Genomic DNA, 21,789 nt, shown 5'->3' on the forward strand with positions numbered 1-21,789 from the left:
GAGACATCGCAAGAGACCAGTCGGTGGAGACACTGGTACCGTACGAACGCTCGACGCGCGAAACGATGGATGAACGCACTCTTGCCGGAGCGCATAAATCCGCTTTGTCTGCCATGGATTGGAGGGAGACCCTACCGCACTTCCGGCAATGATGGTGTGCCTCTTCAGTACCCCGGCTGATGGAAAGCCGGCAGAGAACCAGAAAGGCCCGCACCGTCGTTGCTTCAAGATGTCCTCGCATTTCCCGGTTGGCCGGAATAGCGACTGGAGGGGTTAGTTCCAGGTACCTTACCGATGACCTCACCTTAGGGATAAATCCCAGTTCGAGGGTCGGCGGACACCCACAGGCACGTGCGACTTTGGGCAAGCACGGAGATAAGAAAAGCGAACGTCATAATCAAGAGGTTTTTTGCACCGGGCTGGAAGTTTTTTCCCGCATTTCCGGTTATCTATTGAACGAACTCGCCGGAGTGTTCACAATCCGGCGAAAGAGGAAATCGAGGACACCATGGATACGCTGACCCGCATCCGCGCCTTCATTGATGTGGTGGAAGCCGAGGGCTTCTCGGCTGCCGCCCGCAAGACCGGTCGCTCGAAGGCACTGCTGTCTAAGTATGTCCGTGAATTGGAAGACGAATTGGGTGCGCTCCTGCTCAACCGCACCACCCGCCAGTTCTCCATGACCGAAGCCGGACACACCTATTATCGGACAGCCGCCGACATCCTGAAGGAGATCGACAACCTCGCCGACCTCGTGCGCGAAAACAATGCCGACCTCAAGGGCAAGCTGAAGGTCACGTTGCCGCGCACCTTTATCGATGCGGAGATCGGCCAATCCTTGATCGATTTCGCCAGCGAAAATCCTGAACTCGCCCTAGAGATTGTGGCTGAGGACCGATTCGTCGACCTGATCGAGGAGGGTTTCGACCTCGGCATCCGAATCACCAAGCTCGATGATTCCGGCATGATCGCTCGCAAGCTTTCCGATTTCCGCGTCTATGCCTGCGCCACGCCTGCCTTCATAGAGGCCCGCGGCCCCCTCACCCATCCCAGTGAATTATCGCGCGTACCCTTTCTCATCGACACCAACTCCCGCTCGCACAACAGCCTTCGCTTCATCGACACCGACGGTAGCCCGATCTCGGTCAGCGTATCCGGACCGATCGAGGTGAACAGCCCGCAGGCGACGCTCCGCGCCGCCCGCGCCGGCCTCGGCGTCGCAATGATCCCCGATTTCATCGCCCGCCCCTATCTGGCATCCGGTGAACTGGTCTCGCTGTTCGACGAATATATCGCCAAGGATCGCGGCATTTATGCCGTCTATCCACACCGGCGCTATCTCCCCGCCAAGGTGCGCGCTTTCGTCGACTATCTCCACGCATGGTTCAAGCGCTATTCCTGACGATCGGATGGAACAACGGGTCCCATTTTCGTCCCATTCGTGAGGCACGGAAGGCTCCCGAAACCGGATGCGGGAAGGTCGGATTACATGCGCGGATGCCTTGGATATGCAGCGGCAGGGCTCGGTCTGTTGCTGGCCACGCCTGCACTCTCGCATCCCCATATCTTCGCTGAAGCAAGGCTTGAGATCGTCGCGGCCGATGACGGCACGGTCAAGGAACTGCGCAATGTCTGGCGCTTCGACGACGTCTTCTCCTCCAGCGTTCTCATGGACTTCGACAAGAACAGCGACCTGAAGCTCGATCACAAGGAACTCCAGGAGATTGCTCATACGATCCGCGAATCGCTCGGCGACTACAGCTACTTCACCTTCATCTCCAAGGACGGCGCCTCGTCCGAGGTGGCAAAGCCGGACGTTTTCAACGTCGACTACAAGGACAACCAACTCCTCGTCTTCTTCATCGCCAAGCCGAAGACACCGCTGAAGATCGGCGGGCGAATGAATTTCGGGGTCTACGATCCGACACTTTACACGGCAATCGACTTTGCCAAGGACAGCGACATCGTTGTCGAAGGCAAAGCCTTTGCCGGCTGCAAGCACACGGTCGTCCGACCGGACCCCGATCAGGTCATCGCCCAGAACCAGTCTAACCTGACGGAAGCCTTCTTCAACGACCCCGCCGGGACCGACATGGGCAAGCTCTTCGCTACCCGGCTGGAGCTGACATGCTGATCGGTATTCGGGCGCCCAGGGCCATGCCGTTGCTATTGGGGTTTGCAGCCCTTCTGCTCGCTTCGGGCCTCGCCCATGCCGCCTCGCCGCTCGGCGTCGGTGCAGCAGAGCCCTCCTACCAGCCGATGAGCGGACCATTCGCCCATCTGCTTGTGTGGATCAACACCCATCAGCAGGCCTTTTACCGGTCGCTCACCACCGCACTGAAGGCAATGCGGGAAGATCCTTCTGCGCTCGCAACCCTGATCGGCCTCTCCTTTGCTTACGGGGTCTTTCATGCGGCCGGCCCCGGCCACGGTAAAGCGGTCATTTCCTCCTACATGCTTGCCAATGAGATCGAACTCAAGCGCGGTATACTCGTCGCCTTCGTCTCCGCTCTCCTCCAGGCTCTGGTTGCGATTGCCGTCGTCGGCGCCGCCTATTTCGTGCTGCGCGGCACGGCGATCACCATGACGGTTGCCACCCAGGCGCTAGAGACGGCAAGCTATGCGATGATCGTCCTTTTCGGGGTCTGGCTTCTCGTTCGCAAGCTCAAGGTGTCTTTCTCGCCTTCCTTGCGGGGTACACAAACAGCGTCTCCGCTATTCGATGGAGCCGCGGCAGCGGCAGGCCAGGCCGGCACCACGGCGTCACTCTTTGCCGCCTCGGAAGAACAGGTCGGTGCGCCCAAGCTTTCACCTGCCCAGACCTCGCGCTTTCGAGCCGATGCAATTGCCCACGGCCATGACGCGCTTGCACCGGGATCGATCTGTCACGAATGCGGCATGACCCACGTACCCGACCCCGCCACGTTGCGCATGAATGCTTTCGGCCTGCGTGATGCGTGGTCTGCCGTCATTGCGGTCGGTTTGCGCCCGTGTTCAGGCGCACTTCTGGTGATGACCTTTGCGCTCTTGAACGGTCTGGTGCTTGGCGGCGTGCTTTCGGTCCTCGCCATGGCGCTTGGAACGGCCATCACTGTCTCGGCCCTAGCAAGCCTCGCCGTCGGCGCAAAAGGGCTGGCGCTGCGGCTTTCCGGCCCCGGTTCGCGCCGTGCCGGCATGGTGGCAAGCGGCATCGAAATCGGCGCCGCTGTGCTGGTCACCCTCCTCGGCGCCCTGCTCCTGGCGGCAAGCCTTCAGGCATGAGTGCCAGTCAGGACTGATCGCCTTCATGGCTACGCTGATAGCGCGAGCGGAACCACAGGATCAGGAACATCGCCATCAGCCCGATCGCACCCACGAAGGCTCCAAGCTCCGGCGAATAGGAGCCGAGCCACAGCACGATAGTCGGCAGCAGCAGAAGAAGCCCGACGACCACGGCGACCACGATGGCAGCCGAGGAGGCCGGCGATTTTGCCGGGCTGGGCGCTACAGCACCTTCGGCGCGCGGCCTGCGCTTCGGCGCCGGCAGGAAACGGAAGGCATAGACCGCAATGCCGATCAGCACACAGATCCCGACCGAATAGGCAATGGTCGTGTTGAGATAGCTGCCATAGGCGAGCGCCGCAACGACCAGCACCGTGCCGACATTCAGGATGATGCTGAAGATGTTCTTTTCCACGAAACCGTCTTTCCCTGTCTTAAGCCTGTTTGGCGGCGAGGCCAGCCCGTAGGTCTTCCAGCTTCTGCTTCTGCTTTCCCTCGCCGTCGAAGTTCTCCGGCGAAAGCCAGGCCTCGAAAGCAGCAGCCAACAAAGGCCATTCGCCGTCTATCATCGAAAACCACGCCGTGTCGCGGTTCTTGCCCTTGGACAGCATGTGCTGGCGAAACACGCCTTCAAACTGGAAACCGTAACGCAGTGCCGAAGCCTTGCTCGGCGCATTCTCGTTGTGGCACTTCCACTCGTAGCGGCGATATCCCAGATCCTCGAACACGTGCTTTGCGAGCAGGTAATGCGCTTCGGTCGCGAGCGGTGTCCGGCTCATGTCGGGCCCATGCGCCACGCCGCCGATCTCCACCACGCCATTCGCCGGATCAGGCCGCATGTAGTTGGCCATGCCGACCACCTTGCCGGTCGCCTTGTCGCGAAACACCTCCGTGACCCAGCCGCCTTTCTGCACGCCGGTGAGCCAGGCATCGAAATCCTCAATGCCGCCGAAATCGGGCTGGGTGAAATAGGTGAGCAGCGGATTGATCTGCATTCCGCCAAGCCCATCCCACAGTGCCTGCAGATGCGTCGCGCGGTCATAGGGTTCGATAACGACGAAACGCCCCTCCAGCCTGACCGGCTGGGGAGCGGCACATCCCTTGAAGGTGGACAGATCGCGCATGGCGGGCCTCCGGCTAACTGATTGCCTGAGGCTTAGGCCACCGGCCCGCCAAAGGCAACTGTCGGAGTAAGGCGCCGCCCTGCCCCGATGCCGAAGGCTTTAAAGGCTGACCTTGGCAGACGATACCGTCGCCTCTATATGGTCGACCAGCGCATCGGCAAGGCCGAGACGACCGGCCAGCATGTCGAGATAGCCGCGCTCCGTGCGTGTATCCGGCTCGATCGCCAGCCGCGAGGCGGTGTAGAGCTCAACCTTCTGCTCTTCCGTCAAAGCAGAAGCGACCAGCGCATCCATGTCCGTCGGCTTGGCGAGCTCGCCTTCGATGAAGGCTTCAGCTTCGGACCCCAGCCCCGATAGCTGGATCTTCTCCATGATCCGCCCGCGCTCCTGCGCATCAATATGGCCATCCGCCTTGGCGGCGGCAATCATGGCGCGTAAGAGGCCAATCGCAAAGTCATGGGTGATCGCAGCGGGCTCGGTGCTGAAGGGCGAATCCGAGGGCGGCGGCAGGAGCTCCGGCAGCGCCTGCTTCGGCTCCGGCGCCTGCCCGGACTGATAATTCTTGTAGGCCTGATACCCGAGACCGGCGATCACGGCGAGACCACCCAGCTTCAGGGCGCTGCCGCCGAGCGAACGGCCGGTCTTCGTGCCGAGCAGGACGGTCGCCAGTGCGCCCGCCTTCCAGGGATTGGCCTTGGCCAGCCCCACCAGATCGGTCCCCTTCTGGCCGATCGAGCCAGTGGTTCCGGGCATCTGCGATCCCAGGAATTGGTCCAGCAGTTTTTTGGCGTCGAACATTATGGTCTCCTTGTTCAGCGTCTCGTTCCCTAGATAGGGATGGAGACGCTGAATGCAATTGGAGACCGCCGGTTCCGCCCGGCGCGTCCGTTCAAGAGAATGTCAACCCTTGAGGGCCGCCGCTTCGCTGGCAAGCTTGGTGATGCCGGCCCAGTCGCCGGCGGTCACCAGTTCTTTCGGCGCAACCCAGGAGCCGCCGACGCAGACGACGTTCGGCAGGGAAAGATAGTCCATCGCATTCTTCAGCGAGATCCCGCCGGTCGGGCAAAACAGCGTACCGGCGAGCGGCGAGGAGAGCGCCTTCAGATAGGCGGCACCACCGGCCTGTTCGGCCGGGAAGAACTTCAAGACCTCATACCCCTCTTCGCGCAGCGCCATAACTTCCGAGGCGGTGGCCGCACCGGGCAGCAGCGGAATATCCGACTGCCGCGCCACATCGAGCAGTTCCTGAGTCGTGCCCGGGCTGACGATGAACTGCGAACCGGCATCGACCGCTGCGGCATAATGGCTCGCATTGAGGATCGTGCCGGCGCCGACGACGGCGCCTTCGACTTCTTCGGCGACGAGCCGAACGGCTTCGAGGGCTGCCGCCGTGCGCAGCGTGATCTCGATTGCCTTCAGACCGCCTGCCACCAGAGCCCGCGCCAGCGGCACGGCTGACTTGGCATCCTCGATGATCAGCACCGGAACTACCGGCTGGAGCTTCAGGGTGGTGAGCAGCTTGTCGGTTTTTTCGCCCATGGCAGAGGCCTCTTTAAAACGATTAGATCGGCGTTTTACTAGCGCGCGTGACAGTCCTTGTCGAGCGACCCCTAGCACGGAATCTTTCCGGTTTCCTAACAGCAACGCCTCGTCTATGGTTGCATTGCGTAATTTTTCGGAGCGAGTGTGTATGGCGAAGGAAATCGAACGCAAGTTTCTCGTCCGCGACGATGGCTGGAAAGAGGGCGTCACGTCCCGGACCCGGATCAAGCAAGCCTATATCGCCGCAGAAGCCGATCGCTCGGTGCGCATCCGCACCCGCAACGACGAGACGGCACAGCTGACGATAAAATTCGGCAATGGTGTTCTGACACGAGACGAATTCGAATACCAAATCCCCCATGACGACGCTGTTGAAATGATTGAATTCGCCACCGGCAACGTCATTGAGAAGACGCGGCATACGGTCGATTTCGAAGGGTTCACCTGGGAGATCGACGTGTTCGAAGGCGCTTATCGCGGGCTGGTGATCGCCGAGGTCGAGATGGCCTCGGAAACCGACGATCCCTCGCTGCCGGCCTGGCTTGGCCGCGAAGTGACCGGCGACAAACGCTATTCCAATCAGGCGCTGGCCACCCAGCGACTGCGGCCGGAGCTGGTGCATGCCATATCGCATTAGGCCGGACCGGGATCTCCCGACGGAGCTTCGCTCCGTTGCCCGCCGCCAGCTCGATCACGCCATCACCGTCCTTCAGGCGAAGCCTGATGGTCTTCACGAGGCAATTCATGAAGCCCGCAAGAAGTTCAAGCGCGTCCGCAATCTCCTTCGCCTCGTCGCCCATGCAGACAAAGCCTTCTTCAAGCAACAGAATACGAGCCTCGGGGCCGCCGCACGCAGCCTGTCGCGCATTCGCGATGCGACAGCACTCATGGAGACCGTAACGCATCTGACGACATTTGCGAACGAGGAAGAAGCAGAGACGCTGGACGCGACCCGCACCGTGCTCGAACTGCGCCGGGACGAGATTGCAGCGCAAGAGACGGATCTCGAGGAGAAAGTTGCAGGCGTGATCGCCGATTGCCGCCTTTCGCTCGGTGCACTCGAAGCCCTCGACCTGCCTTCGAAGGCGGGCCCGGCCGCACGCCTGATAGCCAAGGGCTGGCTGAAGGCGCTCAAGCGTGCCCACGCAGCCCTGGACGGCTGCAAAAGTGAAGGTCATGGCGAGTCCTTTCACGACTTGCGCAAGTCCGCTCAGGCCCACTGGATGAACCTCTCGCTGCTGCGCGACCTCTGGCCCAGTGCCTTTGCCGCCAAGAGCCGCGATGCAAAAATCCTGGTGGACCTGCTCGGCCACGAGCACGACCTGACGGTTCTGACGGAACTCTTCGACACGGAGCCAGATCTGTTTGGCAGCGGCGAAGACCAGTCCTTCCTGCTCGCCATCATCATCCGGCGCCAGCAGGACCTGCGCCGCGAGGCGCTGGCTCTCGCCGAAATCGTCTTTTCCGACGGCGCACGCCGGGAGGCCGACGTGATCGAAACGCTGTGGACCGCTGCTGCTATCGGCAAGATTACCGGTCACGGCTGAACACGCATGATTGCCACCCCGGTTTCACCCCGCCCATGAGTCGCTCGCAACGCCTCCTCTTTCTGTTGCAGGTTTTGCGGCGCCACCGTTTTCCGGTGAGCGGGGCGACACTTGCCGCAGAGACAGGTGTTTCGTTGCGAACCCTCTACCGCGACATTGCAACCCTGCAATCGGAAGGCGCCGATATCGAGGGCGAGCCCGGCATCGGCTATGTCCTGCGTCCCGGCTACATGCTGCCGCCGCTGATGTTCACCCGCGAGGAGATCGAGGCGCTGATGCTCGGCTTCCGTTTCGTTGAAAAGCGGACCGACGAGGCGATCGCCGCGGCCGCCCACAATGCACTCGCCAAGATCGATGCCGTATTGCCGGAAGACCTGCGTCGCGATATGGCCGAGGTACCGCTGCTCGTCGGCCCAGGGGCCCCGCTTGCCAACGAACGGATCGACCTTCAAATGCTGCGTCAGGCGCTGCGCAATGAAAGGCCCCTCCTCCTCGCTTATCGCGATCAGCACGGCAAGGTCTCCAGCCGCGCCGTCTGGCCTTGTGCCCTGACGTTCTTCGACGGCGTCCGCGTTCTGGTTGCCTGGTGCACGTTGCGGGAGGATTTTCGCCATTTCCGCACCGACCGGATCGAAAGCGCGACAGCTGGCGAGACCCGCTACCCCAAGCGCCGCTCCGCCCTTCTCAAGGCCTGGCGCCAGAAAAACTCTATTCCAGACAACATCGGATGATCATGCTGACACTTTTTGGCAGCAGGAAGGAATAACCTCCCGTCATCAACCAAGCAGGAGATGACGATGACCCCCGCAATGACCATCCTCTATGTCGAAAACGCCGCAGTGAGCGCCGACTTCTATGAGAAGCTTTTCGGCATCAAGCCGACGGACCGTGCCGAAACCTTCTCGCTCTTCCATTTGCCTACAGGTCTCGTACTTGGCCTCTGGAGCCGCGCTGGCGTCGAGCCCGAAGCCCAGGTCACTGGTGGCGGCTGCGAACTTGCGATCCGCGCACCTGGCGCCGCTGACGTCGATGCCACCCACGCCCGCTGGTCCGCACTCGGTATCCCGGTTCTTCAGCCACCCGTGGAAGCCGATTTCGGCCGGACCTTCACGGTATCTGACCCGGACGGCCACCGCATCCGAGTCTTCAACCCGCCGGCCTGATCGAGGTATCGATACGATGATGGGCGAAAATTGACAGACTTCAAACTTCGCTCGTCGCGCGGAAATCCGTTGCACGCCAAGGGCCGAGGCGGTATTTCGCAAGGCCATGACACAGATCGATCAAGCCCCACGCCATGAAGAAGGCGACGCCTTCCTGGTTGCCGCCCTCTACCACTTTGCCCGGTTTCCGCGCTTCGAGAGTTTTCGCGAGCCATTGGAGAGCCTGTGCAAGACCGAGGGCGTGAAGGGCACGCTGCTGATCGCCCATGAGGGCATCAACGGAACGATTGCCGGAACCGATGCAGCGATTGCCAAGGTTCTGGCCTTCATCCGCAGCCAGCCGGAGTTCGAAAGCCTTGAGCACAAGGAAAGCCGGGCGTCGAAAATGCCGTTTCTCCGCATGAAGGTGCGGCTGAAGAAGGAGATCGTGACCATGGGTGTCGAGAACATCGACCCCAATGAGATCGTCGGCACCTATGTCGATCCGAAAGAATGGAACGAGCTGATTTCCGACCCCGAGACCATCGTCATCGACACGCGCAACGATTACGAGACCGCCATCGGAAACTTCCGCGGCGCGGTCGATCCGAACACCAAGACCTTCCGCGAATTTCCGGATTGGGTGAAGAACAATCCCGGCCTGCACAACAAGCCGAAGATCGCCATGTATTGCACCGGCGGCATCCGATGCGAAAAGGCGACCGCCTTCATGAAGCAACAGGGCTTCGACGAGGTCTACCACCTCAAGGGCGGCATCCTGAAATATCTGGAGGAAGTGCCGGAAGAACAGAGCCTTTGGGACGGCGCCTGCTTCGTCTTTGACGAACGCGTCTCGGTCACCCATGGCCTGAAAGAGGGCAATCACAAGCTCTGCCACGCCTGCCGCAATCCGATCACCGTAGAAGAACTGACCCATCCCCATTACGAGGAAGGCGTGTCCTGCAGCCATTGTTACGAGAGCCGCACCGAAGCCGATCGCGATCGCTATCGCCAGCGCCAGTTGCAGATAGCGCTGGCGAAGAAGCGCGGCGAAAAGCACATCGGCGGCTGAGCGCCGCCGATTGCCAGTGTCTGTCAGCCTGAGATCAGGTCGCCGCGTTGCCACTCGCGCCGGCCCCAATTGCGCAGGCGCATGCGGGGTGCGACGGCATAGGCGAAGAACGGCGCAGCGACAAAGCTGGTGACGACGACCAGAGGCAGCAGGACCTTTGCCTGTGCTGCCAGGGCCGGCACGGACAGAACGATAATGGCACCGGTCCCGAAGATCACGGCGTTGATCATCATGCTGCAGACGATGCGCAGCCAGGTGTCTGTGGTGAACATGGCAATTCTCCCTTTCTCTCCAAAGGAAGCACTGAACGGCCCGTTTGTTCCAGCGTAACTGCGGTTCGCTTTAACGGGGGAATGACGTTTCGAGAGGCGGGTGCCCGAAGGCAATGGCTGCAGCCTTGGCCCTGAGCTCCATGGGTCGCAGTCGCAATGCATCGATGTCGGCAGCACTGCAGGGGCGCCCAAAAAGATAGCCCTGCAACTGATCGCAGCCGGCCAGTCGCAGATTGACCGCCTGCTGATCGGTCTCCACACCCTCCGCAGTGACTGGCACATCGAGCGAGCGGGCAAGGGCTACCGTCGCTTGTAGCATTTCGATCGCCTTATGCCCTTGGCCAAGGGACTGAACCAGGGACTTGTCGATCTTCATCCGGTCGAAACCAAACTGTCGCAGGTATCCCACACTGGAGAAACCGGCGCCGAAATCGTCGAGCGCGATCTGCACGCCGATCTTGCGCAGTCGCTCCAGCACGGTTCGCGCCCGCTCGGCATTCTGAATGAAATAGGTTTCCGTCATTTCCAGCACGACACGGTGCGGTTCGATCCCGGTCCGACGGAATAGATCAGCAACATGCCCGGTAAACGCGGGGTCGCGGAACTGTCCGGGCGAAATGTTGACCGACAGTTTCAGTCCCGGCCAGCTGGTGAGCTGGGTCAACGATTGGCTAAGCACGCTGAGGCCGAGGCGATCGATCAAACCGCTGGTTTCGGCGATGGGAATGAAGATTTCGGGTGAGACCGGACCATGGCCGCGCCGGTTCCAGCGCGCGAGCGCTTCAATACTTACCAGTTCGAAGGTCGCTGAATCCACGACAGGCTGGTAGACGACGGTAATTTCATCGTTTTCGATCGCCGATCTGAGATCGAGCGCCAGCTGGTTCCGTGTCTCACGCTCCTCGTCCATCTGCGGGTGATAGGCGGTCCAGCGCCCGCGGCCGCCGTCTTTGGAGGCATACATAGCCATGTCGGCCTGGCGCGTCAGCTCACCGCCATCAATTGCGCCCTCGATCGAGACCGCAAGCCCCAGGCTGCAACCAACGGAGACCACGCGTTCACCGAGAGTCAGAGGTTCGCCGAAGAATTCGAGGATCGCTTCTGCGACGGATATGGCCCTTGCCTGAGCCTCTGCACCGAAGAACACGATGGCAAATTCGTCACCACCAATGCGGGCAATCGTTGCGTCTTCTCCGACAAGCACTTCCAGCCCTGCGGAAACGGCGCGGATGAGGCTGTCACCCACAGCATGGCCATAGGCGTCGTTGACTTCCTTGAACCCGTCCAGGTCGAGATAAAGCAACACCACATCGCCTTCACCGCTGCGCGCCTGCTGGAGGGCCTGCTCCAGCAGAACCTGAAGCCCGTCGCGATTGGCAAGTCCGCTCAACCGGTCCGTCCGGGCAAGCTTGACGGCGGCCGCCTCATCGGACCTCAGCCGTCGCACGACGCTGTTGCCGATGATGAAGAGCAGCAGGCAGTAGACAGCGATCAGGATCAGCGCGGACCTGACCAGCGGCTCCACCTGATCGCGGCTGATATCCCCCGGCGCGCGCGGCTTCCAGGTGAGCGAGGCAAGGCGGGTCCCGCTTGTCGACACGATCGCCACCGAATGTGTCGAGCGTGTCGAAGGCGGTGCGAGCACGAGGTCCGGCAGCCCATAGGCGCTGGAGATCCTGTTGGCCTTGTCCGGCGACATGTGGCGAATGAAAAGCAGATAGCGCCGCTTTTGTGGGTCGCTCTCGACAGCGCCCGACTTCTTCCGAATGAGAGCCACGCCGGCTGCACCGATCCCCTTCAACGTGCGCACGAAGCCGAGCGCCTGCGGGACATCACCGCTCTGGCCGGAACGCACCTGATCGAAGAGGATCGAAACATCATGGGGAAGATAACCGCGGGTGGCCTTGCCGAGCGATACGCCGTCGGAATAGGCCATACCGGGGCGGCCATCCTGGTCGAGCACCATGGCAACGTCGAACAGTTCGCTTTCGAAGGTCATGTCGCCGAAGTTGCTGTTCACCCAATCGGCATCAGGCGTCGTGTAGACATTCTCTGCCGCGTCGTCCCAGGCTGCGTAGTCGTTCAGCGTGGCACCGAGCTGGAACTTGAAGGTCTGTACGGCCCCGAGCAACGTCTCGCGCGATCGCTCCTCGTCGAGGTGGTTGGCATTGCTTGCAACGCGGTCGAGCGCGGTAAGCACGATCAGTGTCACCATCACGGCGAGCATCGCAAAAACCAGCAGCATGCCGGTCACCGCCATACGGCGATTTGCGAGCAACTTCAGCCGATTTTTCACTCCGAGAAGCCGCATGCAACACTACCCTGGCTTTCGGCGCACCGTGCCAGACAATGTGTTCAATTAGACTTAACATGCTGACAGTGATAATGAATATCGAATAATCCGGGAAAGCTAATGCTCAGACAATGCAACTAAAAAAAGAGGGTCCCGGTGTCCCGGAACCCTTGGCGGACCAGCCTGGAGGCGCGGATCCGACAGCTCTCGCGTCAAGCGACGACGGAGACGAATTCCTCCTTGGGGCGACGCACTTTCTTCAGCGGGGCGAGCCAGTCACCCTCAGTCGCACGATAGCCGAGCGGCAGGATCGTGACCGAACGCAGGCCCTTTTCGCGCAGGCCGAGGATTTCGTCGAGCTTGGCGGGATCGAAGCCTTCCATCGGCGTTGCGTCGACGCCCTCGAAGGCGGCGGCGGCAACGGCCATGCCGAAGCCAATATAGGCCTGGCGCGCCGCATGCTCGAAGTTCACGTCGGCGTCGCGGCCGGGATACATGCCGAGTAGCATCTGGCGATAGTTTTCCCAGCCCTCGTTCTTGAACCCACGCTCCTCGTTGACGAGGTCGAACATGTGGTTGATGCGCTCGGCCGTGTAGTTGTCCCAGGCGGCGAAGACGAGCAGATGTGAACCCTCGGTCACCTGAGCCTGATTCCAGGCGATCTCCTGGATCTTGGCGCGCACATCCTTATTCGTGACGACGATGACTTCGAAGGGCTGCAGGCCACTGGAAGTCGGTGCCAGACGTGCTGCTTCGACAATGCGCTCGACCTTATCCTCGGGAACGGCCTTGGACGGGTCCATTTTCTTGGTGGCGTAACGCCAGTTCAGCTTTTCAATGAGTGCGGACACGATTTCGCTCCTGGTTGGACCTGCCGGTGCCATGGGAGAGTTGGCAGCCCAGCCGAGGTCTGGTATCGATTGGTAACCAGGCCTAGATATGTAACCAGCAGATTTGTGCAAGAAGGCACATTTCTGATACCAGGTTACGCCGATAGAACGATTGGAGCGGCCATGTGCGACAATTACGATCCCGCCAAGTGCCAGACGGTGAGCGAAATGCTGGCCAGACTGGGCGATAAATGGACGGTTTTGGTGATCATGATGCTGGGAGACGGACCTCAGCGCTTTTCCGATCTTAAGCGCTCAGTGGTCGGAATATCGCAACGCATGCTCACGTTGACACTGCGTTCGCTGGAAAGAGACGGAATCGTCGAGCGCACGGTTCACCCGACCGTGCCGCCCAAGGTCGAATATGCTCTGACAGATCTTGGCCGCTCTTTCGGCGGTCCCATTCGCGCTCTGGGCAGTTGGGTCTTCACCCATCACGACAGCATCCAGACCGCTCGCGCCGACTTTGACCGCCGGAACGAGGCAGATGCGGCCAATAGGCTGATCAAGCTTGGCTGAGATCGCCAACGCGCTGGGTGAGTCCTGACGGTTCAGTCAGCTTTGAAATTCCCCTTCGGGAATTCGAGCGCGAGATCGCGGTACCATTTCCCGCTCTTCTTGATGGTGCGCACCTGGGTATCGTAATCGACATGAACAAGGCCGAAGCGCATCTTGTAGCCTTCCGCCCATTCGAAATTGTCCATCAGCGACCAGGCGAAATAGCCCTGCATCGGATAACCCTCGGCGATCAGATCCGCGACCTTGTCGAGATGTTCGGCGTAGTAATCGAGGCGCGGCTGGTCGTCGACCTCGCCCCCTTCCACTTCCATGTTGTAGCAGGCGCCGTTCTCGGTGATGTAGCAGGGTGGCAGCTCGTAGCGGGCATAGAGCCGCTCGACCAGCGACTTCAGCGCCGGAGCATAGACCTCCCAGCCGATATCGGTCTTGATCTTGGAAACCGGCGGCGCACCCACCGTTGCCGGGAATTCGGCACCGGGTGTCGGATCGTCGGCCACACGCATGGGCGTGTAATAATTCAGCCCCCACCAGTCGAGCTTCTGCTTGATGGTCGCGAGATCGCTCTCCTCGATTTTCGGCATCCGATGGCCGAGCGCCGATAGGAAGTCCGCCGGATATTCACCCTTGAAGACGGGATCGAAGAAGACGCCGTTGTGGAACTGATGCGCGCGCTCGGCAGCCGCGAGATCCGCAGGACTGTCAGAACCCGGCAACGTCTCGTGCGCGTTTAGCACCAGGCCGACGGGCACCTTCGGGCTGATGTCACGGATCGTCTGGACCGACAGACCATGCGCGAGGTTGGTGTAGTGCAGCGCATGCAGGGCGGCGTCCATGTTACGCTCGCCCGGCGCATGAACGCCATAGAGATGGCTGAGCCAGACCGAGCACCACGGCTCATTGAAGGTCGCAACCGCATCCAGCCGATCGCCAAGACGCTCCATCACCACCTTGGTGTAGCGCTGGAAGGCCTGTGCCGTGGAGCGCGCCGTCCAGCCGCCATCGCCCATCAGCGCCAGCGGCAGATCCCAATGGTAGAGCGTCGCATAGGCCTTGATGCCGCGCGCCTTTAGCCCGTCGACCAGCTTGTCGTAGAAATCGAGACCCTTTTCGTTGAACGGGCCCGTACCCTCCGGGATGATGCGCGGCCAGGCGATCGAGAAGCGATAGCCGGTGACGCCCATGTCCTTGATGAGATCCAGATCGCTTTCCCAGCGATTATAGTGATCGCAGGCGACATCGCCATTGTGCCGCCCGAAGACTCGGCCCGGCATGTTGGAAAACGCATCCCAGATCGAGGGTTTCCGCCCATCCGCCTTAGAAGCCCCTTCGATTTGGAAGGATGCGGTGGCAACGCCAAACAGGAAGTCACCGGGAAAACGCGAGGCAAGAGCCTTGGGATCGATCATGGAGTAAATCCTTCGTCATGCAAGCGCGGACACCGCCGCCGCTTATCCGTCGCACAGCGGTTTAGAGCAAAGCCAAGACGGGGTGAAGACGGCGGAAACAAAAAACTGCAACGTTGCAGGAAATCTACCCTCCCCTTGAGGGGGAGGGTCGGAGCAAAGCTCCGGGGCGGGCACAACGCCGGCGTGACCTCCTTGTCCCTCGGGGGATAGGACCGCCGAGCGAAGCGGAGTCGAGGTGAGGGGGCGGATCGATGAAGCGTTTGCCGCATGACCTTGCGCGTCGCGCCCCCTCCGCCCTTCGGGCACCTTCTCCCCGCTGAAGAGAAGAGGGAAACACCCGCCAACGCCAAGGGTGAGTCAGGTTACACCTTCACCCAACCGCCATTCTGCTTCGACGATGCGATGCAGGCCTCGACGAAAGCGACACCCTTCACACCGTCATCGACGGTCGGATAGATCACGGCCGAATCGACCGCAGTGCCTGCCTTCGCCGCATTGATGGCGGCAGCGGCTTCCGTGTAAATCGTCGCGAAGGCTTCGAGATAACCTTCCGGATGCCCCGACGGGATACGCGTGACGCGGGCAGCTGCGGCATTCGCCCCTGCCCCGCCGCGCGTGATCAGCTGCTTCGGCTCGCCGAGACGGGTGAACCACAGATAGTTTGGATCGGCCTGCGTCCATTCGATGCCGGCCTTCGTTCCGTAGATGCGGACCTTCAGCCCGTTCTCGTTGCCGGTCGCCACCTGGCTGCACCAGAGCAGGCCCTTCGCACCACCCTTGAAGCGCAGCATCACATGCGCGTTGTCATCGAGCCGGCGGCCTTCGACGAAGGTGTGCACATCGGCCGCCAACTCGTCGAGTTCGAGACCGGAGATGAAGGAGCCGAGGTTATAGGCATGGGTGCCGATATCGCCGGTCGATCCGCCGGCACCCGACTGCTTCGGGTCGGTGCGCCAGGCCGCCTGCTTCTGGCCGGTCTGCTCGATCGGCTCAGCCAACCAATCCTGCGGATACTCCATCTGCACCAGCCTGATATCGCCGAGCTCGCCGGAGCGCACGAGTTCGCGCGCATGCCGCACCATCGGATAGCCGGTGTAATTGTGGGTGAGGATGAAGAGCGCCTTCGCCTTGTCGGCAACCGCCTTCAGCGCCTTGGCATCTTCCAGATTGGAGGTCAGCGGCTTGTCGCAGATGACATGGATGCCGCGCTTGAGAAACGCCTTGGCCGCCGGGAAATGCACATGGTTCGGCGTGACGATCGACACAGCCTCGATGCCATCAGGGCGAGCGGCTTCCTTTTCCGCCATCTCTTCGTAAGAGCCATAGCAACGCTCCGGGTCGAGCCCGAGTTCGCGACCCGAGGCGGCAGATTTTTCCGGCGTGGAAGAGAGAGCACCGGCGACGAGAGCATACTGGTCGTCAAGACGGGCTGCCATGCGATGCACCGCGCCGATGAAGGCCCCGGCGCCACCGCCGACCATACCCAGCCGGATCTTCGGTGTCCGTTCACCCGTCTTGCTTGCTTCGATCGCCATGATGTTTTCTCCCTGATATGTTTGTTCTGCGGGGTTAGCCCCTCTGTCACTGCCGTGACACCCCGCCTCGAGGGTAGATTATAGATTTACGTTTTTACACGCCCCTCATCCGCCTGCCGGCACCTTCTCCCCGTGAACGGGGAGAAGGCGGAGAGCCGCAGCGTTTCCGTCCCCTCTCCCCGCCCGCGGGGAGAGGGTCAGGGTGAGGGGCAAAACTAAGTATTAAAGCCCCAGCATCCGCCGGTTCGCCGCATCATCCGTGCCACCGGAGGCAAAGTCGTCAAACGCCTTTTCCGTAACGCGGATGATATGCGCCCGCACGAACTCCGCACCCTCGCGGGCACCGTCTTCAGGATGCTTCAGCGCGCATTCCCATTCGACCACGGCCCAGCCGTCGAAGTCGTTCGCCGCCATCTTGGAAAAGATCGCGCCGAAATCGACTTGGCCGTCGCCGAGCGAGCGGAAGCGTCCTGCCCGCTGCACCCAGCCCTGGTAGCCACCATAGACGCCCTGCCGGCCGGTCGGATTGAACTCCGCGTCCTTGACGTGGAACATCTTGATCCGGTCCTTGTAGATGTCGATGTTGTCGAGATAGTCGAGGCACTGCAGCACATAGTGCGAGGGGTCGTAGAGCATGTTGGCACGGGAATGGTTCTTCACCCGCTCCAGGAACATCTCGAAGGTCACCCCGTCATGCAGGTCTTCGCCCGGATGGATTTCGTAGCACACGTCGACGCCCTGTTCCTCGGCATAATCGAGGATCGGCAGCCAGCGCTTTGCTAGTTCATCGAAAGCCGTCTCGACGAGACCCGCCGGACGCTGCGGCCAAGGATAGATGAACGGCCAGGCAAGCGCGCCGGAGAAGGTCGCATGGGCCTTGATGCCGAGATTGCGCGATGCCTTCAGCGCATACTTCACCTGCTGCACGGCCCATTCCTGGCGGGCTTTTGGATTACCGCGAACTTCCGGCGCCGCAAAGCCATCAAAGGCCTCGTCGTAGGCTGGATGCACGGCCACCAGCTGGCCCTGTAAATGGGTGGAAAGCTCGGTGATCTCCACGCCATTCTGGCGGGCCACACCGGCGAGTTCGTCGCAATAATCTTTGGATTCGGCGGCCTTCTTGAGGTCCATCAACTGGCCGGCCCAAGTCGGCACCTGCACGCCGACATAGCCCTTTTCGGCCGCCCACTTCGTAATCCCATCCCAGGTGTTGAAGGGTGCGGCATCGCCTGCGAACTGGCCGAGAAAGATCGCCGGCCCCTTGATCGTCTTCATGAATTCTCCTCCCTGAGATCCCTGCAACGTTTCCGTAAACGATTACAGGAGATGGATTTTCGACACAACCGCAATGATCAAAACATGGACAAATCTGCCCGGGAAAAAACCCGGGCAGGATCTTGTCGAAGCAAGCGGAAGGATCAGAACGGCGAGTCCGGGAAGTAGTAGTTCTTCGCGTTGTCGGCGGTGATCAGCGTCGCATCAAGCGTATAGGTGCCATGGACAGGAACGCTGTCGTAAAGGGCAGCGGCCGTCAGTTCCATAGCGGTACCGACCATCGACGGCGGATAGAGAACGTTGACCGGAACCATCTTGTCGCCATCCATGACCTTCTTGATCATGTCTTTCGAACCTGCACCACCGATGATGTACTGAATATCGGTGCGCTTGGCCTGCTCGATGGCCTGCAACACACCAACCGCCATGTCGTCATCCTGGCACCAGACAACATCGATCTTCGGATACTTGGTTAGATAGTCCTGCATGACCTTGAAGGCGTCGTCGCGGTTCCAGTTGCCGAACTGGCGATCGAGAACCTTGACGTTGGAGCCCTTGATGCCTTCATCAAAGCCGTCCTGTCGCTGCTGGTCGATCGGGATCGGCAGACCGCGGATGATGACGACTTCCGCGTCCGGCGAGTTCTTGGCGATATACTCGCCGGCGACCTTGCCCAGCGCCGGATTGTTACCGGCGACATAGAGGTCACGAACCGAATTGTCGTTCACCGACGGCGCACGGTCGACGATCGTGACGAAGTGACCCTTGCCCTTCACTTCCTTCATCGCATTGACCAGCGGATCCGGATCGGTCGGCAGGATGACGAGCGCATCGATGCCCTGGACTTCCAGGTCCTGCACGGCATTCGCCTGGGTGGCCGGATCGGCCGAGGTCTTGACGACGACGTTCAGGCCCGGATGCTCCTTCATCAGGAGTTCGGCGACACGGTTGGCATGATAGACGACGCCGGCGGTCCAGCCATGGTCGGCCGCGGGAATGGAGACGCCGATGGTCTTCGTCTCCTGCGCCTCTGCTGCCGTGAAGATCGACGCCAGCGCCGTCATGGCAACGGCAAGGCCTAACAGTTTCTTGTGCATTGGTTTCCTCCCAAAGTGACAAAGGGTCGACTGAAGAACGGACCGGGCGACCCTCCTCTGCCCGGTCGTTTGCTTACGCTTTGCGCGCCAGCGACCGCTGGACGAGCATCGCGATGATGATGATCGTGCCCTGGATGGCGCCGATCAGATATTCGGAGATGAAGTTCGACAGCAGCATGATGTTGCCGACGAGTTCGAGAATGAAGGCACCGCAGATCGTGCCCCAGACGCGGCCGGCGCCACCCTTCAATGCCGTGCCGCCGACGACGACGGCGGTGATCGCCTGCAGCTCCCAGAGAATGCCCGTGGTGGCCGAGGTCGAGCCGAGACGCGGCACGTAGAGAAGCACGGCAATCGCGACGCAGAGGCCCTGGATGACGAAGGCGATGGTCCGCACCCGGTCGACGGCGATGCCGGAATAGCGCGCCACATCGCGGTTCGAGCCGACGGCAACCACATGGCGGCCATAACGCGTGCGATAGAGAATGACGGCGGCAATGGCGGTGACCACCAGAATGATGACGATCGGCACCGGCAGGCCGAGGATCGAGCCGAAATAGACCGGCCGATAGATCTCCTGCTGCACCGGATCGCGCAGCGTGATCGCCCCGCCCTGGGAGAGCCAGGTCGTTAGCCCTCGATAAATGCCCATGGTGCCAAGCGTGGCGATGAAGGGCTCGATCTTGCCGACGGTGGTGATCAGCCCGTTCAGAAGCCCGCAGAGCGAACCGATGACGATCGCAAGCGCCATGGCGGCAGCAATAATCAGGCCTGGATCGGCGATCGCGCCGGAATTCATGAACAGGATCATCAGGCTGGCGACGAAGGCCACCATGGAGCCGACCGAAAGGTCGAGGTCCCCGGACGAAATGACGAAGGTCGCGCCGACGGCGATGATCGCGATGAAGGCCGAGCGGGTGGCGACATTGGCGAGATTGGTGAGGCCGATGAAGTTCGGGTTCACCAGCGCACCGACTATCAACAGGATCAACAGCGCGGCAAAGGGTGCGACGGCGCGCAGATCGACGTCGCGCCAGGTGCGGCGTGAACGGCCAGGGGTGGTCGTTTCAGTTTCGGCAGTCATGTCTTCCCGTCTCCTCCCGCACCTCGCACCGGAGGTCGCGTACCCTGAAGTCTTCGTTTCTAAGCCCGGTCTTGCCGCCGGACTCTTGCATTCGATCAGCTCGCCATCTGCCGTTTCAGGCCGGCGGCGTAGCGCATGATCGTCTGTTCGTTGATGTCTTCGCCCTCGAGCAGGCCCACCATCCGGCCCTCCCGCATCACGGCGACCCGTGTGCAGAGCCCGATCACCTCCGGCATTTCCGAGGAGATAACGATGATGGAACGGCCCTCGCGGGCGAGTGCTGCAATGAAATGGTAGATCTGCTGCTTGGTCCCGACATCAATTCCGCGCGTCGGCTCGTCGATGATGATCACGTCGGGCTCGACTTCCATGATCTTGGCGAGCAACAGCTTCTGCTGGTTGCCGCCGGACATGCGCCCGACCCGAACGCGGTCGTCACGCACCCGGATATCGAAGCGGCGCTTGGCCCGAGCCATGGCCTTCGCCTCGCTGCCGGGGTCCAGGTAACCGTGACGGACGTGATTATCCATGGACTGCAGCGTCAGGTTTGCCGTCATGCCCTCGCCCAGCAACAGGCCCTTGCCTTTGCGATCCTTGGTCATATAGGCGAGCCCGCGCCGGTTTGCTTCCCGGAAGTCGCCGGCGTCGAGGATCATTCCCTTGAGCCAGACTTCGCCCGAAAGACGGGGACGCAAACCGGCAACGGCCTCCATAAGCTCCGTCCGCCCCGATCCGATCAAACCGGAAAACCCGAGCACCTCGCCCCGCTTCAGATCAAAGCTGGCGTTCTTGACGAAACCGGTTGTCAGATCCTTGACCGACAGCACAATCTCCTCGTCGACATCAGGCTCATGTTTCGTCGGATAAAGGCTCGACAATTCGCGACCGACCATCAACTGCGCGATCGCCTCGCCATCAAGCGCCGAGGTCGGCGCAGTCTTCACCCACTGGCCGTCACGCAGCACCGTCACACGGTCGGTCAGCTCCATCACCTCGTCGAGCTTATGGGAAACGAAGACGAAGCTGGTGCCGCTGGCACGCAGTTTGCGCACCTGATCAAACAGCACTTCCGTCTCGTCGCGCGACAGCACGGCGGTCGGCTCGTCCATAAACACGATGCGGGCCTTGCGACTGATTGCCTTGGCGATCTCGACCATCTGCTTGTCGGCAACCGCTAGCGAACTGATCAAGGCATTTTCGTCGATGTGGGAGCCGAGCTGATCGAGCACGCGGCGCGTCTCCGCCCGCATCACCTTGCGATCCAGCATGCCGAAGCGCGTAACCTCCCGGCCGAGGAACAGGCTCTCGGTCACTGTCAGATGATCGGCAAGATTGAATTCCTGGTGGATGAGCACGATGCCCAGCGCTTCGGCGGCCCCATTGGCCGGCAGCGTGACCGGCTCGCCATCGAGAAGAATGCGACCCGCTGTCGCCTGCTCGAAACCCGAGAGGATCTTCACAAGCGTCGACTTGCCCGCGCCATTCTCGCCCATGAGCGCGTGAACCTCGCCCGGCAAGACGTCGAAATCCACGCTGAACAGCACCTGGACGTCGCCAAATGTTTTCGAGATACGCTCCGCCACGAGCACGGGTGTCCGCGCTTCGCCCCCAGCCAATGTCATGCAACCCTCCCGGCGGCTCCTCAACCGCTATGACCTGTGTGTAAACCTTTACATCACCGATGTAAAGGTTTACATCATCACATCATGGGGACAATGTGAGCCCTGCCG

General features: G+C 61.1%; 22 protein-coding genes. 9 read left to right on the forward strand and 13 right to left on the reverse strand.

The window, feature by feature from the left end; translation table 11 throughout:
* Window positions 1-508 precede the first annotated feature (508 nt).
* The 3 genes from FJQ55_RS17440 to FJQ55_RS17450 all read left to right on the forward strand — a co-directional run bounded on the left by FJQ55_RS17440 (window position 509) and on the right by FJQ55_RS17450 (window position 3,261).
* Window positions 509-1,402 (forward strand): LysR family transcriptional regulator, encoded by an 894-nt coding sequence (locus FJQ55_RS17440; protein ID WP_062280249.1) that lies wholly within the window; start codon window positions 509-511, stop codon window positions 1,400-1,402.
* An 87-nt stretch (window positions 1,403-1,489) separates the two neighbouring features.
* The gene (locus FJQ55_RS17445; protein ID WP_140830223.1) at window positions 1,490-2,134 is read left to right on the forward strand and encodes a DUF1007 family protein; all 645 of its coding nucleotides are present in this window, start codon (window positions 1,490-1,492) and stop codon (window positions 2,132-2,134) included.
* A 23-nt stretch (window positions 2,135-2,157) separates the two neighbouring features.
* Complete coding sequence (locus FJQ55_RS17450) at window positions 2,158-3,261, forward strand: nickel/cobalt transporter (protein WP_140830899.1); 1,104 nt, start codon at window positions 2,158-2,160, stop codon at window positions 3,259-3,261.
* Window positions 3,262-3,268: 7 nt separating this feature from the next.
* Here FJQ55_RS17450 and FJQ55_RS17455 read toward each other — a convergent pair whose 3' ends face one another.
* The 4 genes from FJQ55_RS17455 to FJQ55_RS17470 form a co-directional block, all read right to left on the reverse strand.
* Window positions 3,269-3,676 carry a hypothetical protein gene (locus FJQ55_RS17455; RefSeq protein WP_140830226.1) on the reverse strand — a complete coding sequence of 136 codons (408 nt, stop codon included), beginning with the start codon at window positions 3,674-3,676 and terminating at the stop codon, window positions 3,269-3,271.
* Window positions 3,677-3,695: 19 nt separating this feature from the next.
* A complete protein-coding gene (locus FJQ55_RS17460) occupies window positions 3,696-4,385 on the reverse strand; it encodes a GNAT family N-acetyltransferase (protein ID WP_140830228.1) in 690 nt (229 codons plus the stop codon).
* A gap of 99 nt (window positions 4,386-4,484) precedes the next feature.
* On the reverse strand, window positions 4,485-5,183 hold the full coding sequence (locus tag FJQ55_RS17465; RefSeq protein WP_140830230.1) for a tellurite resistance TerB family protein: 699 nt from the start codon (window positions 5,181-5,183) through the stop codon (window positions 4,485-4,487).
* Window positions 5,184-5,285: 102 nt separating this feature from the next.
* Window positions 5,286-5,924 (reverse strand): 2-dehydro-3-deoxy-phosphogluconate aldolase, encoded by a 639-nt coding sequence (locus tag FJQ55_RS17470; protein ID WP_140830232.1) that lies wholly within the window; start codon window positions 5,922-5,924, stop codon window positions 5,286-5,288.
* A gap of 151 nt (window positions 5,925-6,075) precedes the next feature.
* Here FJQ55_RS17470 and FJQ55_RS17475 point away from each other — a divergent pair, with 151 nt between their 5' ends.
* The 5 genes from FJQ55_RS17475 to trhO all read left to right on the forward strand — a co-directional run bounded on the left by FJQ55_RS17475 (window position 6,076) and on the right by trhO (window position 9,688).
* Window positions 6,076-6,564, forward strand: coding sequence for a CYTH domain-containing protein (locus FJQ55_RS17475; RefSeq protein WP_140830234.1), 489 nt, complete (start codon window positions 6,076-6,078; stop codon window positions 6,562-6,564).
* Window positions 6,548-7,474 carry a CHAD domain-containing protein gene (locus tag FJQ55_RS17480; protein WP_140830237.1) on the forward strand — a complete coding sequence of 309 codons (927 nt, stop codon included), beginning with the start codon at window positions 6,548-6,550 and terminating at the stop codon, window positions 7,472-7,474. Before FJQ55_RS17475 ends, FJQ55_RS17480 begins: the two co-directional genes overlap by 17 nt.
* A gap of 35 nt (window positions 7,475-7,509) precedes the next feature.
* Window positions 7,510-8,205 (forward strand): helix-turn-helix transcriptional regulator, encoded by a 696-nt coding sequence (locus FJQ55_RS17485; protein WP_140830239.1) that lies wholly within the window; start codon window positions 7,510-7,512, stop codon window positions 8,203-8,205.
* Between the two features lie 66 nt (window positions 8,206-8,271).
* A complete protein-coding gene (locus tag FJQ55_RS17490; RefSeq protein WP_140830242.1) occupies window positions 8,272-8,637 on the forward strand; it encodes a VOC family protein in 366 nt (121 codons plus the stop codon).
* A gap of 106 nt (window positions 8,638-8,743) precedes the next feature.
* Window positions 8,744-9,688, forward strand: coding sequence for an oxygen-dependent tRNA uridine(34) hydroxylase TrhO (trhO, locus tag FJQ55_RS17495; protein WP_140830244.1), 945 nt, complete (start codon window positions 8,744-8,746; stop codon window positions 9,686-9,688).
* Between the two features lie 23 nt (window positions 9,689-9,711).
* On the opposite strand, the gene FJQ55_RS17500 is transcribed toward trhO, so the two are convergent.
* The 3 genes from FJQ55_RS17500 to FJQ55_RS17510 form a co-directional block, all read right to left on the reverse strand.
* Window positions 9,712-9,960, reverse strand: a complete 249-nt coding sequence (locus FJQ55_RS17500; RefSeq protein WP_140830246.1) for a hypothetical protein — start codon at window positions 9,958-9,960, stop codon at window positions 9,712-9,714.
* A 70-nt stretch (window positions 9,961-10,030) separates the two neighbouring features.
* Window positions 10,031-12,271 (reverse strand): bifunctional diguanylate cyclase/phosphodiesterase, encoded by a 2,241-nt coding sequence (locus tag FJQ55_RS17505; RefSeq protein WP_246085183.1) that lies wholly within the window; start codon window positions 12,269-12,271, stop codon window positions 10,031-10,033.
* A 194-nt stretch (window positions 12,272-12,465) separates the two neighbouring features.
* Window positions 12,466-13,104 carry an NAD(P)H-dependent oxidoreductase gene (locus FJQ55_RS17510; protein WP_281285502.1) on the reverse strand — a complete coding sequence of 213 codons (639 nt, stop codon included), beginning with the start codon at window positions 13,102-13,104 and terminating at the stop codon, window positions 12,466-12,468.
* Between the two features lie 162 nt (window positions 13,105-13,266).
* On the opposite strand from FJQ55_RS17510, the gene FJQ55_RS17515 reads away from it, so the two are divergent.
* Entirely contained in the window at window positions 13,267-13,662 is a 396-nt protein-coding gene (locus FJQ55_RS17515; protein WP_140830251.1) for a winged helix-turn-helix transcriptional regulator, read from the forward strand.
* Between the two features lie 32 nt (window positions 13,663-13,694).
* On the opposite strand, the gene FJQ55_RS17520 is transcribed toward FJQ55_RS17515, so the two are convergent.
* The 6 genes from FJQ55_RS17520 to FJQ55_RS17545 form a co-directional block, all read right to left on the reverse strand.
* Window positions 13,695-15,068, reverse strand: coding sequence for a GH1 family beta-glucosidase (locus tag FJQ55_RS17520; RefSeq protein ID WP_140830254.1), 1,374 nt, complete (start codon window positions 15,066-15,068; stop codon window positions 13,695-13,697).
* A gap of 362 nt (window positions 15,069-15,430) precedes the next feature.
* Entirely contained in the window at window positions 15,431-16,603 is a 1,173-nt protein-coding gene (locus FJQ55_RS17525; protein ID WP_140830256.1) for a Gfo/Idh/MocA family protein, read from the reverse strand.
* A 222-nt stretch (window positions 16,604-16,825) separates the two neighbouring features.
* On the reverse strand, window positions 16,826-17,878 hold the full coding sequence (locus tag FJQ55_RS17530; protein WP_140830259.1) for a sugar phosphate isomerase/epimerase family protein: 1,053 nt from the start codon (window positions 17,876-17,878) through the stop codon (window positions 16,826-16,828).
* A gap of 143 nt (window positions 17,879-18,021) precedes the next feature.
* Window positions 18,022-18,975 (reverse strand): substrate-binding domain-containing protein, encoded by a 954-nt coding sequence (locus tag FJQ55_RS17535; protein WP_140830261.1) that lies wholly within the window; start codon window positions 18,973-18,975, stop codon window positions 18,022-18,024.
* Between the two features lie 73 nt (window positions 18,976-19,048).
* Complete coding sequence (locus FJQ55_RS17540) at window positions 19,049-20,059, reverse strand: ABC transporter permease (protein ID WP_140830263.1); 1,011 nt, start codon at window positions 20,057-20,059, stop codon at window positions 19,049-19,051.
* A 95-nt stretch (window positions 20,060-20,154) separates the two neighbouring features.
* Window positions 20,155-21,681: a sugar ABC transporter ATP-binding protein gene (locus tag FJQ55_RS17545; protein WP_140830265.1), complete on the reverse strand. Its 1,527-nt coding sequence runs from the start codon at window positions 21,679-21,681 to the stop codon at window positions 20,155-20,157.
* Between the last annotated feature and the right edge of the window lie 108 nt (window positions 21,682-21,789).

This window comes from Rhizobium glycinendophyticum (genome assembly GCF_006443685.1).
Lineage (GTDB): Bacteria > Pseudomonadota > Alphaproteobacteria > Rhizobiales > Rhizobiaceae > Allorhizobium > Allorhizobium glycinendophyticum.